19 protein-coding genes are annotated in these 17,558 nt (G+C 61.3%); 13 read left to right on the forward strand and 6 right to left on the reverse strand.

Annotation, left to right across the window (positions count from 1 at the left end; all coding sequences use genetic code 11):
* The first annotated feature begins 44 nt into the window (after nucleotides 1-44).
* Genes ABTV87_RS24415 through ABTV87_RS24460 form a run of 10 tightly spaced genes read left to right on the forward strand, consistent with a single transcriptional unit; the run spans nucleotide 45 to nucleotide 8,764 of the window.
* Nucleotides 45-1,007 carry a YbgA family protein gene (locus tag ABTV87_RS24415; protein WP_433898493.1) on the forward strand — a complete coding sequence of 321 codons (963 nt, stop codon included), beginning with the start codon at nucleotides 45-47 and terminating at the stop codon, nucleotides 1,005-1,007.
* On the forward strand, nucleotides 1,007-1,948 hold the full coding sequence (locus ABTV87_RS24420) for a MerR family transcriptional regulator (RefSeq protein WP_127799877.1): 942 nt from the start codon (nucleotides 1,007-1,009) through the stop codon (nucleotides 1,946-1,948). The genes ABTV87_RS24415 and ABTV87_RS24420 overlap by 1 nt, the downstream gene beginning before the upstream one ends.
* Before the next feature lie 20 nt (nucleotides 1,949-1,968).
* The gene (gene phrB / locus ABTV87_RS24425) at nucleotides 1,969-3,414 is read left to right on the forward strand and encodes a deoxyribodipyrimidine photo-lyase (RefSeq protein WP_433899876.1); all 1,446 of its coding nucleotides are present in this window, start codon (nucleotides 1,969-1,971) and stop codon (nucleotides 3,412-3,414) included.
* Nucleotides 3,407-3,829 (forward strand): nuclear transport factor 2 family protein, encoded by a 423-nt coding sequence (locus ABTV87_RS24430; protein WP_102687536.1) that lies wholly within the window; start codon nucleotides 3,407-3,409, stop codon nucleotides 3,827-3,829. The genes phrB and ABTV87_RS24430 overlap by 8 nt, the downstream gene beginning before the upstream one ends.
* Nucleotides 3,826-4,608: an SDR family NAD(P)-dependent oxidoreductase gene (locus ABTV87_RS24435; protein WP_085606979.1), complete on the forward strand. Its 783-nt coding sequence runs from the start codon at nucleotides 3,826-3,828 to the stop codon at nucleotides 4,606-4,608. Before ABTV87_RS24430 ends, ABTV87_RS24435 begins: the two co-directional genes overlap by 4 nt.
* Entirely contained in the window at nucleotides 4,605-5,852 is a 1,248-nt protein-coding gene (locus tag ABTV87_RS24440; protein ID WP_221534777.1) for an NAD(P)/FAD-dependent oxidoreductase, read from the forward strand. Before ABTV87_RS24435 ends, ABTV87_RS24440 begins: the two co-directional genes overlap by 4 nt.
* Nucleotides 5,849-6,664: a DUF1365 domain-containing protein gene (locus ABTV87_RS24445; RefSeq protein WP_221534779.1), complete on the forward strand. Its 816-nt coding sequence runs from the start codon at nucleotides 5,849-5,851 to the stop codon at nucleotides 6,662-6,664. The genes ABTV87_RS24440 and ABTV87_RS24445 overlap by 4 nt, the downstream gene beginning before the upstream one ends.
* Nucleotides 6,651-7,922, forward strand: coding sequence for an SAM-dependent methyltransferase (locus ABTV87_RS24450; protein ID WP_258712304.1), 1,272 nt, complete (start codon nucleotides 6,651-6,653; stop codon nucleotides 7,920-7,922). Before ABTV87_RS24445 ends, ABTV87_RS24450 begins: the two co-directional genes overlap by 14 nt.
* The gene (locus tag ABTV87_RS24455) at nucleotides 7,915-8,406 is read left to right on the forward strand and encodes a DUF2878 domain-containing protein (RefSeq protein WP_433898494.1); all 492 of its coding nucleotides are present in this window, start codon (nucleotides 7,915-7,917) and stop codon (nucleotides 8,404-8,406) included. Before ABTV87_RS24450 ends, ABTV87_RS24455 begins: the two co-directional genes overlap by 8 nt.
* 52 nt (nucleotides 8,407-8,458) lie before the next feature.
* Nucleotides 8,459-8,764 carry a YkgJ family cysteine cluster protein gene (locus ABTV87_RS24460; RefSeq protein ID WP_007951707.1) on the forward strand — a complete coding sequence of 102 codons (306 nt, stop codon included), beginning with the start codon at nucleotides 8,459-8,461 and terminating at the stop codon, nucleotides 8,762-8,764.
* Nucleotides 8,765-8,805: 41 nt separating this feature from the next.
* On the opposite strand, the gene ABTV87_RS24465 is transcribed toward ABTV87_RS24460, so the two are convergent.
* The 6 genes from ABTV87_RS24465 to hemA form a co-directional block, all read right to left on the reverse strand.
* Complete coding sequence (locus tag ABTV87_RS24465; protein ID WP_007951709.1) at nucleotides 8,806-9,324, reverse strand: acyloxyacyl hydrolase; 519 nt, start codon at nucleotides 9,322-9,324, stop codon at nucleotides 8,806-8,808.
* 113 nt (nucleotides 9,325-9,437) lie between these two features.
* Nucleotides 9,438-10,229 (reverse strand): glutamate racemase, encoded by a 792-nt coding sequence (gene murI / locus ABTV87_RS24470; RefSeq protein WP_433898495.1) that lies wholly within the window; start codon nucleotides 10,227-10,229, stop codon nucleotides 9,438-9,440.
* Nucleotides 10,222-10,977, reverse strand: coding sequence for a molybdopterin-synthase adenylyltransferase MoeB (locus ABTV87_RS24475; protein WP_433898496.1), 756 nt, complete (start codon nucleotides 10,975-10,977; stop codon nucleotides 10,222-10,224). The genes murI and ABTV87_RS24475 overlap by 8 nt, the downstream gene beginning before the upstream one ends.
* Nucleotides 10,971-11,801, reverse strand: coding sequence for a peptide chain release factor N(5)-glutamine methyltransferase (gene prmC, locus ABTV87_RS24480; protein ID WP_007951712.1), 831 nt, complete (start codon nucleotides 11,799-11,801; stop codon nucleotides 10,971-10,973). Before prmC ends, ABTV87_RS24475 begins: the two co-directional genes overlap by 7 nt.
* Entirely contained in the window at nucleotides 11,802-12,884 is a 1,083-nt protein-coding gene (gene prfA / locus ABTV87_RS24485) for a peptide chain release factor 1 (RefSeq protein WP_433898497.1), read from the reverse strand. It lies immediately after the preceding gene.
* A complete protein-coding gene (hemA, locus tag ABTV87_RS24490; protein WP_007951716.1) occupies nucleotides 12,881-14,167 on the reverse strand; it encodes a glutamyl-tRNA reductase in 1,287 nt (428 codons plus the stop codon). The genes prfA and hemA overlap by 4 nt, the downstream gene beginning before the upstream one ends.
* A 182-nt stretch (nucleotides 14,168-14,349) precedes the next feature.
* Here hemA and ABTV87_RS24495 point away from each other — a divergent pair, with 182 nt between their 5' ends.
* Genes ABTV87_RS24495 through ispE form a run of 3 tightly spaced genes read left to right on the forward strand, consistent with a single transcriptional unit; the run spans nucleotide 14,350 to nucleotide 17,550 of the window.
* Nucleotides 14,350-16,074, forward strand: coding sequence for a tetratricopeptide repeat protein (locus ABTV87_RS24495; RefSeq protein ID WP_433898498.1), 1,725 nt, complete (start codon nucleotides 14,350-14,352; stop codon nucleotides 16,072-16,074).
* A 3-nt stretch (nucleotides 16,075-16,077) separates the two neighbouring features.
* Nucleotides 16,078-16,695 (forward strand): lipoprotein insertase outer membrane protein LolB, encoded by a 618-nt coding sequence (gene lolB / locus ABTV87_RS24500; RefSeq protein WP_007951721.1) that lies wholly within the window; start codon nucleotides 16,078-16,080, stop codon nucleotides 16,693-16,695.
* A 3-nt stretch (nucleotides 16,696-16,698) separates the two neighbouring features.
* Nucleotides 16,699-17,550 (forward strand): 4-(cytidine 5'-diphospho)-2-C-methyl-D-erythritol kinase, encoded by an 852-nt coding sequence (ispE, locus tag ABTV87_RS24505; protein WP_085606999.1) that lies wholly within the window; start codon nucleotides 16,699-16,701, stop codon nucleotides 17,548-17,550.
* Nucleotides 17,551-17,558: the final 8 nt, after the last annotated feature.

Here is a 17,558-nt window from a genome sequence, read left to right on the forward strand (position 1 = left end):
TACAGATCAGTTTGTCTGTACAGGTTTAGATTCGAGGTTGCTGCATGTCCGACTCATCGACGTCCCTACCGAAAATCGCCATCAGCGCCTGCCTGATGGGCGCCGAGGTCCGCTACAACGGCGGACACAAGGAATCGCGGCTGTGCAGCCGCACCCTGGCCGAGCATTTTGAATTCGTTCCCGTCTGTCCTGAAGTAGCGATCGGTCTGGGAATTCCCCGCGAGCCGATTCGACTTGTGGGCGACCCGGCCAAGCCTGAAGCGGTCGGCACCGTCAATCCGTCGATTAACGTCACCCAGCCACTGGCCGCTTACGGCGAGAAAATGGCGGGGGAACTCAGTGACATCTGCGGCTACATCTTCATGCAGCAATCGCCCTCCTGCGGTCTGGAGCGCGTCAAGGTCTACCACGCCAACGGTGCACCGGTGAATGGTGGCGGGCGTGGCATTTACGCCGAGGCGTTCTGTGCGCAGCATCCGAATCTGCCGGTGGAGGAAGCCGGGCGCCTGAACGATCCGGTGCTGCGGGAAAACTTCATCACCCGCGTGCTCGCCTACCGCGAATGGCAGCAGGTGCTCGAGCAGGGCTTGAGCCGCCGTGCACTGACCGAATTTCACTCGCGCTACAAATACCTGCTGATGGCCCACAACCCGGTGCAATACAAGGCACTGGGCAGTCTGCTGGGCAACATGGGCCAGACAGCGCCGGACGAGCTCGGCCCGCGCTATTTCAGTGAACTGATGGCGGCGCTGAAAAAATGCGCCACCCGCCGCACCCACAGCAATGTCCTGCAGCACATCAGTGGCTACCTGAAACAGGTCATCACCCCCGAAGACAAACAGGAAGTGCAACACATCATTGGCCAGTACCGGCACGGCATCGTGCCGCTGGTAGTGCCGCTGACGCTGCTCAAGCATCACTTTCGCCTCCACCCGGATCCCTACATTGCGCAGCAGGTGTACCTGCAACCGCATCCGGAAAACCTCAGCCTGCGAAACGCCATTTGATGAACGACTCACCCGACACCAGCGCCCGTGAAGACCTCGGCGCCGACTTCAAGAAAGCCCTCGACGAAGGCTGGCTGCCGATTCGCGAAGTTGCGCGCCAGACCGGCGTGAATGCCGTAACCCTGCGCGCCTGGGAAAGACGCTACGGGCTGATCGTTCCGCAGCGCACGCCCAAGGGCCATCGTCTTTACAGCGCCGAACATGTGCAGCGCATCCAGAACATCCTCACCTGGCTCAATCGGGGCGTTGCGGTCAGCCAGGTCAAACCGCTGCTCGACACGGCGCAAGCTTTAAACGAACCGGTGGAGGACGAATGGCATCCGTTGCGCCAGGCCGCCCTGCTGGCGGTTACTCACCTGAACGAGCGCAGCCTCGACGACAGCATCAACCAGGCGATGGCGCTGTATCCGCCACGCACACTCTGCGAGCAATTGCTGCTGCCGCTGCTGAGCGATCTCGAACAGCGCTGGCAGGGCCAGTTCGGCGCGCAGATGGAGCGCGTGTTCTTTTTTGCCTGGTTGCGCAGCAAATTTGGCGCACGCATCTACCATAACAACCGTCAGTTGCGCACCGCGCCGCTGCTGCTGGTCAATCAGTCGGATTTACCGCTGGAGCCGCACCTGTGGCTCTGCGCCTGGCTGATCAGCAGCGCCGACTGCCCGGTGCAGGTGTTCGACTGGCCGCTGCCGGCCGGAGAGCTGGCACTGGCAACCGATACCCTGCAAGCCCGTGGCGTACTGCTGTATTCCAGCAAAGCCCTGAGCCTTGCGCAGCTACCGAAACTGTTGAATGGCGTCAGCTGCCCAAAACTGATTGCCGGACCCACGGTGTGCATTCACCACGCCGAGTTGTCCGCAAAGACTTCCGATTTCGCTGATCTGCTCCTGGCCGAAGACCCTCTTTCGGCGCATCGGGTGCTCATTCAGCGTGGATTGATTTAATGATTCAGACAGAGACCGACATGCAATTGATCTGGCTGCGCAGCGACCTGCGCCAACATGACAACACCGCCCTCGCGGCCGCCGCCGAGCGTGGCCCGACCGTGGCTGTGTACCTGTTGAGCCCGCTGCAATGGCAGGAACATGACGACGCGCCGTGCAAGATCGATTTCTGGCTGCGCAATTTGCGCGAGTTGAGCAAAAGCCTGGGTGCCCTGAACATCCCGCTCCTGATCCGCACCGCGCCTCACTGGAATCAGGCACCCGCCGTGCTGCTCGAACTGTGCCGACAACTGAAGATCGAGGCCGTGCACGTCAACGAGGAATACGGCATCAACGAATGCCGTCGCGACGAGGCCGTTGCCGAGGCGTTGCAAGCGGCAGGCATAACCTTCCACAGCTACCTGGACCAATTGCTGTTCAAACCCGGCAGCGTACTGACCAAAACCGGCACTTACTTTCAGGTGTTCAGCCAGTTCCGCAAGGTCTGCTACGAACGCCTGCACCGCTCGATGCCGTCGCTGAAACAGGCACCGGGCAAACAATCGGCGCTGAACATCGCCAGCGATCCCGTTCCAGAAGCCATCGAAGGGTTCCCGACACCGGGCGAATCCCTGCGCGCCCTGTGGCCCGCCGGTGAAGCCGAGGCCCGGCGCCGTCTCGACACGTTCGCCGATGCGCAGATCGACTACTACAAGAGCGAACGCGACTTCCCGGCCAAACCCGGCACCAGCCAGCTCTCGGCCTATCTGGCCGCCGGCGTGATCTCGCCGCGCCAATGCCTGCACGCCGCCCTGCAAAGCAATCAGGGCGAATTCGAAAGCGGCAAGGTCGGCGCTGTCACCTGGATCAACGAACTGCTCTGGCGCGAGTTCTACAAACACATCCTCGTCGGTTACCCACGGGTTTCGCGGCATCGCGCATTCCGCCCGGAAACCGAAGCCCTGGCCTGGCGTGATGCCCCCGAGGATCTGGCCGCCTGGCAGGAAGCCCGCACCGGCTTGCCGATCATCGACGCGGCCATGCGCCAATTGCTGGAAACCGGCTGGATGCACAACCGCCTGCGGATGGTGGTGGCAATGTTTCTGACCAAAAACCTGTTGATCGACTGGCGCGAAGGCGAGCGTTTCTTCATGCGCCACCTGATCGACGGCGACCTGGCTGCCAACAACGGCGGCTGGCAGTGGAGTTCCTCGACCGGCACCGATTCGGCGCCGTACTTCCGTATTTTCAACCCGGTCAGCCAGTCGGAAAAATTCGACAGCGAAGGCCTGTTCATCAAGCACTGGTTGCCGGAACTGGCCGGCCTGAACAAGAAAGAAGTCCACAACCCGGCCAGTGCCGGCGGTTTGTTCGGCGTGGCGGACTATCCGGCGCCGATCGTCAATCTGAGCGCATCACGGGAACGGGCGCTGACAGCGTTCAAGAACCTGCCGTCACGCGCGTCTCAAGGAGTGAACGATGAGTGAATTTCTGCGCAGTTTCGCCCAGCGGTTCGCACAGTTGAACAAGGACAACTTGCGCACCCTGGATGAGCTGTACAGCGAGGACATTCATTTCACCGACCCGCTACACGAAGTGCAGGGGCTGACGAACCTGCGCGCTTACTTCAGTGAGTTGTACGCCAACGTCAACGAACTGCGCTTCGATTTCCACGGCTTCGACCAGATCAGCGACGGCGAAGGCTATCTGCGTTGGGTCATGAGCTACCGCCACCCGCGTCTGAGCGGTGGGCAACTGATCCGCGTCGCCGGCTGCTCGCACCTGCTCTGGAGCGACAAGGTTTACCGCCACCGGGATTACTTCGATGCCGGAGCGCTGCTTTATGAACATTTACCCGTATTGGGCCGAGTGATTGCCTGGCTGAAAAGGAGATTGGGATGAGTCGTACAGCTCCACGGCGTTATTGGCTGACCGGTGCCAGTAGTGGCATCGGTGCAGCATTGGCAGAAGAAATCCTCAAGACCGGTGCACATCTGGCGGTCAGTTCCCGCCAGGTCGCGCCGCTCAAAGTGCTGTCGCAACGTTATCCGGGACAGGTACTGGTGGTGCCCGGCGATCTGACCAACAGTCAGACCGTGCGCGAAATCGGCGAACAGATCGCAGCGGACTGGGGATCGCTCGATACGGTAATCCTCAACGCGGGCACCTGCGAATACGTCGACGCCCGTCAATTCGACGCGTCGATCATCGAACACGTAGTACGCACCAACCTGCTCGCCAGCAGCTATTGCATCGAAGCCGCCCTGCCCTTGTTGCGCAAAGGCACGGCACCGCATCTGGTGGGCATGGCCAGCTCGGTGACCTATGTGCCGTTGCCTCGCGCCGAAGCTTATGGTGCGTCGAAGGCCGGGCTGCGTTATCTGTTCGAATCCCTGCGCATCGACCTGGCAGACGAAGGCATTGAAGTCACGGTGATCAGTCCCGGTTTCGTCGACACGCCCCTGACCGCCAAAAATGATTTTCCGATGCCGCTAAGCTGGCCTGTGGATAAAGCCGCGCGGCATATCTTCGCCAAGCTGAAAGACCGGCCACTGGAAATCGCCTTTCCGGCGCTGTTCATGGCGGTCCTGTGGCCCTTGTCGAAAATGCCCGCGCGCGTACAACTGGCGATTGGCAAACGCATGGTGCGCAGCAATCCGCCGCTAAGGGATGCAACATGAAAATCGCCATCGTCGGCAGCGGCATCGCCGGTTTGACCTGCGCGTATCTGCTCGCTCGCCGACATGACATCACCGTGTTCGAAGCCGACGCCCGGGTCGGCGGTCATACGCACACGGTACCGGTCACCGTGGAAGGGCGCGACTACGCAGTGGACACCGGTTTCATCGTGTTCAACGACTGGACGTATCCGAACTTCATTCGTTTGCTCGGCCAATTGGGCGTGGCCTTCAAACCCACCGAGATGAGTTTTTCGGTCAACGATCCGGACACCGGTCTGGAATACAACGGCAATAATCTGAACAGCCTGTTCGCCCAGCGCAGCAACCTGTTGTCCCCCGGATTCTGGGGCATGTTGCGCGACATCCTGCGGTTCAACAAAGAAGCCCGGCGCGACCTTGCCGAACAGCGGATCGCCACCGACACCACCCTCGACGATTACCTCAAGGCCGGCGGTTACGGCGAGCGTTTCATCCTGCATTACATCGTGCCGATGGGCGCGGCGATCTGGTCGATGCCGATGGCCGAGATGCTCAATTTTCCATTGCAGTTCTTCGTGCGCTTTTTCGAGAACCACGGGTTGCTGTCGATCAGCAATCGCCCGCAGTGGCAGGTCATCAAGGGTGGCTCCAGCGCCTACATCGCGCCGCTGACGACGTCGTTCAAGGAGCGCATCCGCCTGAACTGCCCGGTGGGGCGGATCGATCGCGACGCACACGGCGTGGTTATCCACAGCCCGGCCGGCATCGAACGTTTCGATAAAGTGGTGCTGGCCTGCCATAGCGATCAGGCGTTGCGACTGCTGGGAAATCCTGACGATAAAGAACGGGAAATCCTCGGCGCTCTGCCCTACGCCGACAACGAAGTGGTGCTGCACACCGACACCCGCCTGCTGCCCACACGCAAACGGGCCTGGGCCAGCTGGAATTATCGCCTCGGCGGCGCCGGTCATACCCAGGCCGCCGTGACCTACGACATGAACATCCTGCAAGGGATCCAGAGCGATACCACGTTCTGCGTCAGCCTCAACCAGAGCGCCGGCATCAGCCCGTCCAAAGTGCTCGCGCGCTTCACCTACGCTCACCCGCAATTCAGCCTCGCGGCGGTGGCGGCGCAACAGCGCTGGGCCGAAATCGACGGCGAGCAGCACACGCATTATTGCGGCGCCTATTGGGCCAACGGTTTCCATGAGGACGGGGTGGTCAGCGCTTTGCGCGTGGCCGCGTCCTTCGGAGAAAGCCTGTGAACAGCGCACTCTACAGTGGCTGGATCGCCCATCGGCGATTCGCCCCGCGCCGTCATGAGTTCCGTTACCGGATCGGCATGCTGTACCTCGATCTGGCTGAACAGGAGGCGGTGCTGGGCCTGTCCCGACTGGCAGGCGCCGGCCGCTTTGCGCCGTTTTCATTTCGCGAAACCGACTACCTGAAAACCTTCACCGGCAGCGGCGTGCGCCTGAGCGATGCGGTGCGCCAGTTGGTTGGCGAAGCTCTGGGCCATGCGCCGCAAGGCTCGATCTGCCTGCTGACCCAGCCGCGCAGTTGGGGCCTGTCGTTCAACCCGGTGAGTTTTTTCTATTGCCACGAGGCCGACGGCCAACTGGCGGCGATTCTCTGCGAAGTCAGCAATACCCCGTGGCGCGAGCGTTTTCACTACGTGTTGCCGGCCAGAGCGCCCAGCAACCTGCAGGACTTTCACCAGCACTTTGCCGTGGCCAAGGCGTTTCATGTCTCGCCATTCCTGCCGCCGGACCTGGAATACCGCATGAGCTTCAGCCCTGCCGCGCAGGTCCTGGGTGTGCACATGGCCGACTGGCAAGGCGAGCAAAAACTGTTCGACGCCACCCTCGACCTGCGACGTGAACCCCTTGATCGACACCACTTGCACCGGCACCTGTGGCGCTTTCCCTGGATGACCGCCAAGACCGCGCTGGCGATCTATTGGCAGGCGTTGCGCCTGTTGCTCAAGCGCACCCCGATATTTGCCCACCAGCGCGCCGACGACCGTTTTCGAACCGCCACCGTACCGACCGAGGAACGCCACCATGAAATCCACTAGCGTCTCGGCCAAAGCCAGCCTGCTTAGCCCCCACGGCCTGAGCGGCTCGCTGCTGCGCCGGGGAGTACTGCGCCAGCTGGAGCAGCTCAAACAGGGTCAACTGATCGTCATCGAGGACGGCGAACGCCACGTCTTCGGCACACCGGGCAGCGCGTTGGTGGGGGAAATTCAGGTCATGGATCCGGCTGCCTGGGGGCTGGTCGCCGGCAATGGTTCGATCGGTGCCGGTGAGGCTTTCATTCATGGTTACTGGCGCTCGCCGGATCTGACGGCGGTGGTGCGGGTTTTCGTCAGCAACCTTGAAGTGCTCGACGGAATGGAAGGTGGCCTGGCCCGACTCGGTCGCCCGCTGGTGCGCGGGCTGCACTGGCTCAACCGCAATACGCGCAAGGGCTCGCAGAAAAACATCGCCGCCCACTACGACCTCGGCAATGACCTGTTCGAGCAGTTTCTCGACCCGACCATGATGTATTCCGCCGCGCAGTTTCTCAGCCCCGACGACAGCCTGGAGCAGGCGCAACTGAACAAGCTGGAGCGGATCTGCCAGAAACTCGCGCTCAAGCCCGGCGACCACCTGCTGGAAATCGGCACTGGCTGGGGCAGCATGGCGCTTTACGCGGCGCAGCACTACGGCTGCAAAGTCACCACCACCACGCTGTCGAAGGAGCAGTTCGCCTTCACCGCCGCGCGCATCGAACGCCTCGGCCTGCAGGATCAGGTGACGCTGTTGCTCAAGGATTACCGCGACCTCACCGGCCAGTACGACAAACTGGTGTCGATCGAGATGATCGAAGCGGTCGGCCACCGCTTCCTGCCGACCTACTTCAAACAGTGCGCGCACTTGCTCAAGAGCAACGGCCTGATGCTGCTGCAAGCGATCACCATCCGCGAACAGCGCTACGAGCAGGCGCGTCGTGGGGTGGACTTCATCCAGCGCTACATTTTCCCCGGCGGCGCCCTGCCCTGCGTGCAGAAAATGCTCGAGATCGTCAGCCGCGACACCGACATGAACCTGTTGCACATGGAAGATTTCGGCCTGCATTACGCCCGCACCCTGCGTCTGTGGCACGAGAACTTTCGCCATGCTCACGGCCGTCTGACCGAATTGGGCTATGACGATTACTTCCTCAGGCTGTGGGAGTTCTACCTGTGTTATTGCGAGGGTGGATTCCTCGAGCGCACCATCGGCACCGCACAACTGGTGCTGGCCAAACCGGCGGCGATGACCGCGCCTTTGCTGGGCCGTTTCGATGCTTGAGCGGTTGGCCAACGCGGTGCTGTTCCAGATCGGCTGGTTGGCCTGCGTACTCGGCGGTAACAGTTTGTGGTTGTTGCTGGCGCTGGCGGTGCTGGTGATTCATCTGCGCTGGATCAGCAGTTGGCCGCAGGAAGGCCGGTTGATCCTCAGTGTGGTGATCATCGGCACGGCGGTGGACAGTGCGCTGCGCGGCCTCGGGGTTTTCGAGTTCAAGGATCTGTCGCCGCTGATTCCGCTGTGGCTGATGTTGTTGTGGGCGTTATTTGCCACGACATTGCGTCATTGCCTGCAATGGAGCGCGAGTCCGTGGTGGCTGGCCAGCCTGTTTGGTGCGGCAGGTGGCGCGCTGTCCTATGGCGCCGGCGGACGACTGGCCGGCGTGCAGTTTCCTCTCGGTGAGCTCCCTACCCTGATCGGCATCGCGCTGCTGTGGGCGTTGCTGTTTCCGCTGCTGCACCAATTGTCCCGGAGGCTGGCGCGCTAAACGTCTGTCAGGCCTTTCACACGCTCACCGGCCACTGCCGTACACTGGCGCCATGAAAACCATTCCCCATCGGCAAATCGCCGAACCCGAGGTCACCTGCTCGACCTGTGCGGCCTGCTGCTGCCAGCTCGAAGTGATGCTGATCACCGACACCGGCGTACCCGAGCGTTTTATCGATACCGACGATTGGGGTGGTGAGGTGATGCTGCGTCTGGACGACGGCTGGTGTGCAGCGCTGGATCGCGACACGATGATGTGCACGATCTACGAGAAGCGTCCGCTGATCTGCCGCGAGTTCGAAATGGGCGCACCGGAATGCATCGACGAACGCCAGGGAATTGCCACGGCGTATCGCTGAATAAAAAAAAGGAGCGCCAAGCGCTCCTTTTTTTATGGGGTTTACAGCGGCATCGTGTAATGCAGCGAGTAACTTTCGACCCCGTCGTTGTTGCTGCTCAGGCCGGCGTTGGAATAGTGCGTCGCACGGATACCGACTTCATGCCCGCCATTGAAGCGCAGGCCGAAACCAAAGCGGTCTTCAAACTGGAAGGCGCCGCCGAGCTTGTTGTCTTCGTATTCGGTGTTGGAGAACAGCGCCACGCCGATCCCCGCCTCGACATACGGTTTGACCGACTGACCGGCAAACTCGTAAACAAACACCGGCGAGAACGACAGGCTGTTGTTGCTGGAGGTCTTGTCGCCTTCCCAGTAGGTGTAGGCGCCACTCCAGTAACCGGTCAGACGACCAACGTCACTTTGCAGCCAGCTCTTGTCCCAGTCGAAATTCATGCCCAGGCGATAAGTCATCGTCGAATCGCTGGTGGCACCCACTGCAAACTCGACGCCAGCAGCTTGTGCGGTAAAACTTTGCCCCATCAGTGCAGCCGCAATCGCGGCCAAGCAGAATAGTCGCTTCACGTTGAAACTTCCTTTTCCGGAACGATCGTTTGGTTTTTCTAGGTCACTCTGCGCTATAGAAATCTGCGCTTGGTCAGAAGTTCAGCTGACTTTTTAGATATTTCACATTTTTTTTACAAGGTGAATTTTTCGACGTCACCATCGACTTGACCCAGCAGGGCGAGGGTCTTGCGCAAAGACGCGGGATCGGCGCTGGTCCAGAATCTGACCGGCCGGTTCGGCCCTTCGGCGAGCAGATCACGCTCGGCCAGCAGCCGCTGCAATTGACGTGCTACCGCCGCGCCCGTATCGATCAGGCTGATGCTCTCGGGGATCATCGACTTCAGCATCGGCTTGAGAAACGGGTAGTGGGTGCAGCCCAGAATGATCGTGTCGCAACCGTTGGCCAGCAGCGGATCGACGTAGTGCTTGAGCAATGCACGCAGCTCGGCGCTATGCAGATCGCCGCTTTCAATCCGCTCGACCAGTCCGGGGCACGGTTGAGTGATGACCCGTACATCCGTGGCAAAACGATCGAGCAGCGCTGCAAACTTTGCACTCTGCAAGGTGCCGGTGGTGGCGAGTACCCCCACCACGCCGCTGCGGGTGGCGGCGGCGGCCGGTTTGACCGCCGGCTCCATGCCGACAATCGGCCATTCGGGAAAGTCCCGGCGCAGATCGGCGACGCCGGCCACGGTCGCGGTGTTGCACGCGATCACCAGCGCCTTGGCGCCCTGCTCGCGGAAGAAACCGGCCATCACGCTGCAACGCTGGCGGATGAATTCCGGGGTTTTCTCGCCATAAGGAATGTGGCCGCAATCGCCGAGGTACAGCAGCGATTCATTGGGCAGAAGACGCTGAATTTCCGCCAGCACCGACAGACCGCCGACGCCGGAATCGAAGACGGCAATCGGCGCTTCACGCATGCTGCAAACCACAGACACTGCAACCGGGGTCGCGCTTGACCCGCAGCTCACGGAAACGCGAGCCCAGCGCATCGATCAACAGCAGACGCCCCACCAGCGGTTCGCCGAAACCCGCCAGCAACTTCAGGGCTTCCAGCGCTTGCAGGCTGCCGACCAGACCGACCAGCGGCCCGACCACGCCGGCCTCGCTGCAAGTCAATTCGGCTTCGCTGCCGTGACCGTACAGGCAGTGGTAACACGGGCTCTCGGCACGACGCGGGTCGAACACCGAAAGCTGTCCTTCGAGGCGGATCGCGGCGCCGCTGACCAAGGGCTTGCGCGCCGCCACGCACGCGGCATTGACCGCTTCGCGGGTGGAGAAATTGTCCGAGCAGTCGAGCACCAGATCCACCGCCGCCACGGCTGCGGCGAGAGAATCCTCGTCCAGTGCCTGACGATGGGGCACCAGCTTGATTTCAGGATTGATCGCGCTCAGGCGCTTGAGCGCCGAGTCGACCTTGGTCATGCCGACGCTGTCGGTGTCGTGGATGATCTGGCGTTGCAGGTTGGTCAGGTCGACCGTGTCGAAATCCGCCAGGTGCAATTCACCGACACCCGCCGCCGCCAGATACAACGCCACCGGCGCACCGAGACCACCGAGGCCGACGATCAATACCCGGCTGTCCTTGAGCTTCAACTGGCCATCGATGTCGATGTGTTGCAGCAGGATCTGCCGACTGTAGCGCAACAATTCCTGATCATTCAGCACGGCAGGCGCCCCAGGCTGATCCGTTGATGGCCGCCCAGATCGGTGCGGCTGTGGACTTCTTCGAAACCTTGCGTCAGCAGCAGATCGCGCACGGCTTCGGCTTGATCATAGCCGTGTTCGAGCATCAGCCAGCCACCGGCTTCCAGATGGGCCGGCGCCTGGGCGATGATCAGGCGCAGATCGTCGAGCCCGTCGATGCCGGCCACCAAGGCGCTTTCCGGCTCGAAACGCACATCGCCTTCCACCAGATGCGGATCGGCAGCGCGAATGTACGGCGGGTTGCTGATGATCAGCTCGAAACGCTTGCCTTCGAGGGCGCTGAACCAGTGACTGCTCAGCACCGTGGCGTTGTTCAAGTGCAGGCGCTGGCGATTGCGTTCGGCCAGGGCCACGGCTTCCAGCACGCGATCCACGGCGGTGACTTTCCACGCCGGGCGCTCGCTGGCCAGGGCCAGGGCAATCGCCCCGCTGCCGGTGCCGAGGTCGAGAACTTTGGCCGGGGTCGCCGGCAACAATTCCAGTGCGGCTTCCACCAGCAGTTCGGTGTCCGGGCGCGGGATTAGCGTGTGCGGCGCGACTTCCAGATCCAGCTTCCAGAAACCCTGCTGACCCAGAATGTAGGCCACCGGCTCGCCGCTGCGACGACGTTGCAGGTACTCGGCGAAGACCAGTGCGGCTTCGCTGGGCACGATGCGCTCGGGCCAGGTGTGGAGAAAACTGCGCGACTTGCCCAGCGCGGCGGCCAGAAGCAATTCGGCATCCAGACGCGCGGTGGGCGAATCCGGCAATTCGGCGGCGCGCAACAGGCTGGCGATGATGGTCATTTACTCACCTATCGCTGCGAGCTGGTCGGCCTGGTATTCGGCCAGCAACGGCTCGATCACGGCTTCGACGCCACCGGCGAGGATGTCGTCGAGGGAATACAGGGTCAGGTTGACGCGGTGGTCGGTGACCCGGCCCTGGGCAAAGTTGTAGGTACGGATGCGCTCGGAGCGGTCACCGGAACCCACCAGCAATTTACGTTCGCTGGCGATGGCGTTGGCCGCCGCCGCCGTCTGCTGGTCGTTGAGTTTGGCCGCCAGCCAGGCCATCGCACGGGCACGGTTCTTGTGCTGGGAACGTTCTTCCTGGCACTCGACAACGGTGCCGGTCGGTATGTGGGTGATGCGGATCGCCGAATCGGTGGTGTTGACGTGCTGACCACCGGCCCCGGAGGAACGGTAAGTGTCGACGCGCAAATCCGCCGGGTTGATCTCGATGGCTTCACGCTCGTCCGGCTCGGGCAATACCGCCACGGTGCAGGCCGAGGTGTGGATACGGCCCTGGGATTCGGTGGCGGGTACACGCTGTACGCGGTGCGCGCCGGATTCGAATTTCAGCTTGCCGTAAACGTTGTCGCCTTCGATGCGGGCGATGACTTCTTTATAGCCACCGTGTTCGCCTTCGTTTTCCGAAAGGATCTCCACGCGCCAGCCACGCCGTTCGGCGTAACGCGAGTACATGCGGAACAGGTCGCCAGAGAAGATCGCCGCCTCGTCGCCACCGGTGCCGGCGCGGATTTCGAGAAACACGTTGCGCCCGTCGTTGGGATCCTTGGGCAGCAACATGCGTTGCAGGTCGGATTCCAGCGTGATCAGCAATTCCTTGGCTTCGCGGACTTCTTCCACGGCCATTTCACGCATGTCCGGGTCGCTGTCCTTGAGCAGCGCCTGCGCGCCTTCAAGATCGCTTTGTACGCTGAGCAGCTTTTTATAGCCTTGTACCACCGGCTCAAGTTCGGCGTATTCCTTGGAATAGGCGCGGAATTTGGTCTGGTCGGAAATGACTTCGCCGTCGCCGAGCAGCGCGGTCAGTTCCTCGAAACGGTCCTGGAGAATGTCCAGCTTATTGAGCAGTGACGCTTTCATTGCGGTTTTTTATCCGAAAAGCTATCCGGTGAGCCCTCGAGGGCAAAGAGTTCCTGAGCCATGGCCAGCGCATCGAGGCGGCCTTCGGCAGAAAGCTTTTTCAACTGCACGCTCGGAGCGTGCAGGAGTTTGTTGGTCAGGCCACGGGCCAGTTGCCCGAGCACATCTTCGGCGTTGCCGCCGTTGGCCAGCAGGCGCAGGGCCTTTTGCAGTTCTTCGTCGCGCAGGCGTTCGCTCTGTTGACGATAGGCCTTGAGCACATCGACCGCCGCCAGCTCGCGCAGGCGCACCATGAAATCGTCGGCGCCGACCGAAACCATCTCTTCGGCTGCCTGCGCTGCACCCTGACGGCTCTTGAGGTTTTCGGCGACCACTTCGTGCAGATCGTCGACGCTATAGAGGTAAACGTCGTCGAGTTCGCCGACTTCTGGCTCGATGTCACGGGGAACGGCGATGTCGACCATGAAGATCGGCTTGTGCTTGCGCAGCTTCAGCGCGCTTTCCACTGCGCCCTTGCCGAGGATCGGCAACTGACTGGCGGTAGAACTGATGACGATGTCGCTGCGTACCAGTTCGGCAGGAATATCCGAGAGCAACACTGCGTGGGCACCGAACTGCTCGGCCAGCAGGCTGGCGCGCTCCAGCGTCCGGTTGGCGACCACGATTCTCTTGACCCCGAGTTCATGCAAATGACGGGCGACCAGAGTGATGGTCTCGCCGGCACCGATCAGCAGGGCCTGGCTGCGTTGCAGGTCACTGAAAATCTGTTTGGCCAGGCTGACGGCGGCAAATGCCACGGACACCGGGTTTTCGCCGATGGCGGTGTCGGTACGGACTTGCTTGGCGGCATTGAAGGTCGCCTGGAACAGTCGCCCGAGCAGCGGCCCGATGGTGCCGGCCTCGCGGGCCACGGCGTAGGCCGATTTCATCTGGCCGAGAATCTGCGGTTCGCCCAGCACCAGTGAGTCGAGCCCGGAGGCGACGCGCATCATGTGACGAACTGCCGCATCATCTTCATGCACATAAGCGCTCGCGCGCAGCTCATCGAGGCTTAAATGGTGATAGTCGGCCAGCCAGCGCAGCACGATATCGGCCGAAAGCTGATCCTGTTCTATATACAGCTCACTGCGATTGCAGGTGGAGAGGATCGCAGCTTCGCGGCTGTCGGTGAGTCGGCAGAGCTGCTGCAAGGCCTCCACCAGCTGCTCAGGGGTAAAGGCCACGCGCTCGCGGACGTCTACTGAAGCAGTCTTGTGGTTGATACCGAGTGCAAGGAAGGCCATTCAAGGTCGCTGATGGTGACGTGAAGCCGGCAATTGTCCTACTTCGTCAGATTCAGAACAACTACCGCTGACTATTGTCCCAATTGTCGGCCCCTATAATGGCCACAATCGAGACTCGGTTATGTTTGGCCGAAGGCTTGTGTCATGATGATCCGACCGCAGGTTAGTCGTCCTCTTCCTATATGAATAGATCTTCCGCGTTGCTCCTCGCTTTTGTCTTCCTCAGCGGCTGCCAGGCCTTGGCCCCCGTTTCGCAGGACGGTGCCTCACCGGTCGAAGACACCACGCCGGCTCCTGAAAAGCCCAAGGTTTACAGCTCGTTCAGCCAGGAAACGGTGTTCAGCCTGCTGAGCGCCGAACTCGCTGGCCAGCGCAATCGTTTCGACATTGCCCTGGACAACTACGTGACCCAGGCCATCAACACCCAGGATCCGGGCGTTTCCGAGCGCGCCTTCCGCATCGCCGAGTACCTGGGCGCCGATCAGCCGGCCCTCGATACCGCGCTGATCTGGGCGAAAAACGCCCCGGACGACCTCGAAGCGCAACGCGCCGCCGCCGTGCAACTGGCTCGCGCCGGGCGCTATGACGACTCGATGGTCTACATGGAGAAAGTCCTGCAGGGCAAGGGCGACACCCATTTCGACTTCCTCGCGCTGTCGGCCGCCGACACCGACCAGGAAACCCGCAACGGCCTGATGAAAAGCTTCGACCGCCTGTTGCAGCGTCACCCGAACAACAATCAGCTGATTTTCGGCAAGGCCTTGCTGATGCAGCAGGACGGCGACACCAAAGGTGCGCTGACCCTGCTTGAAGACAATCCGCCGGAAGACGGCGAAATCGCCCCGATCCTGCTGCGCGCACGTCTTCTGCAAGGTCTGAACCGTGGCGACGAAGCCTTGCCGCTGTTGCAGAAAAGCATCAAGAAATACCCGGACGACAAGCGCCTGCGCCTGACCTACGCGCGGATGCTGGTGGAACAGGACCGGATGGACGACGCCAAGGTCGAGTTCTCCACCCTGGTTCAGCAATACCCGGAAGACGACGAACTGCGTTATTCCCTGGCGCTGGTCTGCCTGGAAGCCAAGGCCTGGGACGAGGCCAAGGGCTATCTGGAAGACCTGATCGCCCGGGAAAGCCATGTCGATTCGGCGCACCTGAACCTGGGCCGCATCGCCGAAGAGCGCAATGACCCGCAAGGCGCGCTCATCGAGTACGCCCAGGTCGGCCCGGGCAACGACTTTCTGCCGGCGCAACTGCGTCAGGCCGATATTCTAATGAACAACGGCAAGACCGCCGAAGCCCAGAGCAAACTGGCCGCCGAGCGTGACGAACAGCCGGACTACGCGATCCAGTTGTACCTGATCGAAGCCGAAACCCTGTCCGCCAACAATCAGGGCGACAAGGCCTGGAAAGTCCTGCAACAAGCGTTGCAGCAGTACCCGGACGATCTGAACCTGCTTTATACCCGCGCGATGCAGGCGGAAAAACGCAATGACCTGGCGCAGATGGAAAAAGATCTGCGCCTGATCATCAAGCGCGATCCGGACAACGCCATGGCCCTCAACGCCCTCGGCTACACCCTGTCCGACCGCACCACCCGCTACGCTGAAGCCAAGGCGCTGATCGAGCAGGCGCACCAGATCAACCCGGAAGACCCGGCGGTGCTCGACAGCCTCGGCTGGGTGAACTTTCGCATGGGCAATCTGGAAGACGCCGAGAAATACCTGCGTCAGGCCCTCGAGCGCTTCCCCGATCACGAAGTCGCCGCGCACCTGGGCGAAGTGCTGTGGGCCAAGGGCAAGCAGCGCGAAGCGAAACAAATCTGGGGCAAGTTCCTCAAGGACCAGCCTGACAGCACCATCCTGCGCAGCACCATCAAGCGCCTGACCGGATCCGAGACTCTTTAACTCATGTTTTTGCGCCACGTCATAGTTTTCAGCTTCATCGCCCTGCTCGCCGGTTGCGCGGGTTTCGGCGCCCGTGAATCGGTCGAAGGCCACGGCAACCCGGCACAGTGGGCCGCGAACAAACAACACCTGACCGGCCTCGACGGCTGGCAGATCGACGGCAAGATCGGCATTCGCGCCCCGAAAGATTCGGGCAGCGGTACGCTGTTCTGGCTGCAACGTCAGGATTACTACGACATCCGTCTGTCCGGCCCGCTGGGTCGTGGCGCGGCGCGACTGACCGGTCGCCCGGGCGCGGTGTCGCTGGAAGTGGCGAATCAGGGCCGCTATGAAGCGCCAACTCCGGAAGCGCTGGTCGAAGAGCAACTGGGCTGGAAACTGCCGGTCTCGCATCTGGCCTGGTGGGTTCGCGGCCTCCCGGCACCGGACAGCAAAAGCCGTCTGACCCTGGACGGCAACAGCCGTTTGGCCAATCTGGATCAGGATGGCTGGCAGGTCGAATACCTCAGCTATGCCGAACAGAACGGTTACTGGCTGCCCGAGCGGATCAAACTGCACGGCACCGACCTGGACGTGACGCTGGTCATCAAGACCTGGCAACCGCGCAAGTTGGGGCAATAACGCATGACCGCTCCACGCCTGACGCTGCCATCGCCGGCCAAACTCAACCTGATGCTGCATATTCTCGGTCGCCGTGAAGACGGTTATCACGAGTTGCAAACGCTTTTTCAGTTCCTCGACTACGGCGACGAAATCACTTTCGCCGTGCGTGACGATGGCGTGATCCACCTGCACACCGAATTCGACGGCGTGCCCCACGACAGCAACCTGATCGTGCGCGCGGCGAAGAAACTGCAGGAACAATCCGGCTGCTCGCTCGGCATCGATATCTGGATCGACAAGATCCTGCCGATGGGCGGCGGCATCGGTGGCGGCAGTTCGAACGCGGCCACCACCCTGCTCGGCCTCAATCACTTGTGGCAACTGGGTTGGGATGAAGATCGACTGGCTGCACTGGGCCTGACACTGGGCGCCGACGTGCCGGTGTTCGTGCGTGGCCATGCGGCTTTCGCCGAGGGTGTCGGCGAGAAACTGACCCCGGTCGAGCCCGCCGAACCGTGGTATGTCGTGCTCGTTCCGCAAGTCTCTGTTAGTACGGCAGAAATTTTTTCAGATCCATTGTTGACACGTAACACGCCGCCCATTAAAGTGCGCCCCGTTCCCGAGGGAAACAGTCGAAATGACTGCTTGCCGGTGGTATCAAGGCGTTATCCAGAAGTACGTAACGCATTGAATTTGTTAGGTAATTTTACCGAAGCAAAACTCACCGGAACTGGAAGTTGTGTGTTTGGGGGCTTCCCAAGCAAAGCTGAAGCTGATAAAGTCTCGGCCCTTCTGACAGAGACCCTTACAGGGTTTGTAGCGAAAGGAAGCAACGTTTCGATGTTGCATCGCAAGCTGCAAAGTCTGCTCTAAAGGAACCA

Source organism: Pseudomonas sp. PSE1(2024), from assembly GCF_050990555.1.
GTDB classification, from domain to species: domain Bacteria; phylum Pseudomonadota; class Gammaproteobacteria; order Pseudomonadales; family Pseudomonadaceae; genus Aquipseudomonas; species Aquipseudomonas aphyarum.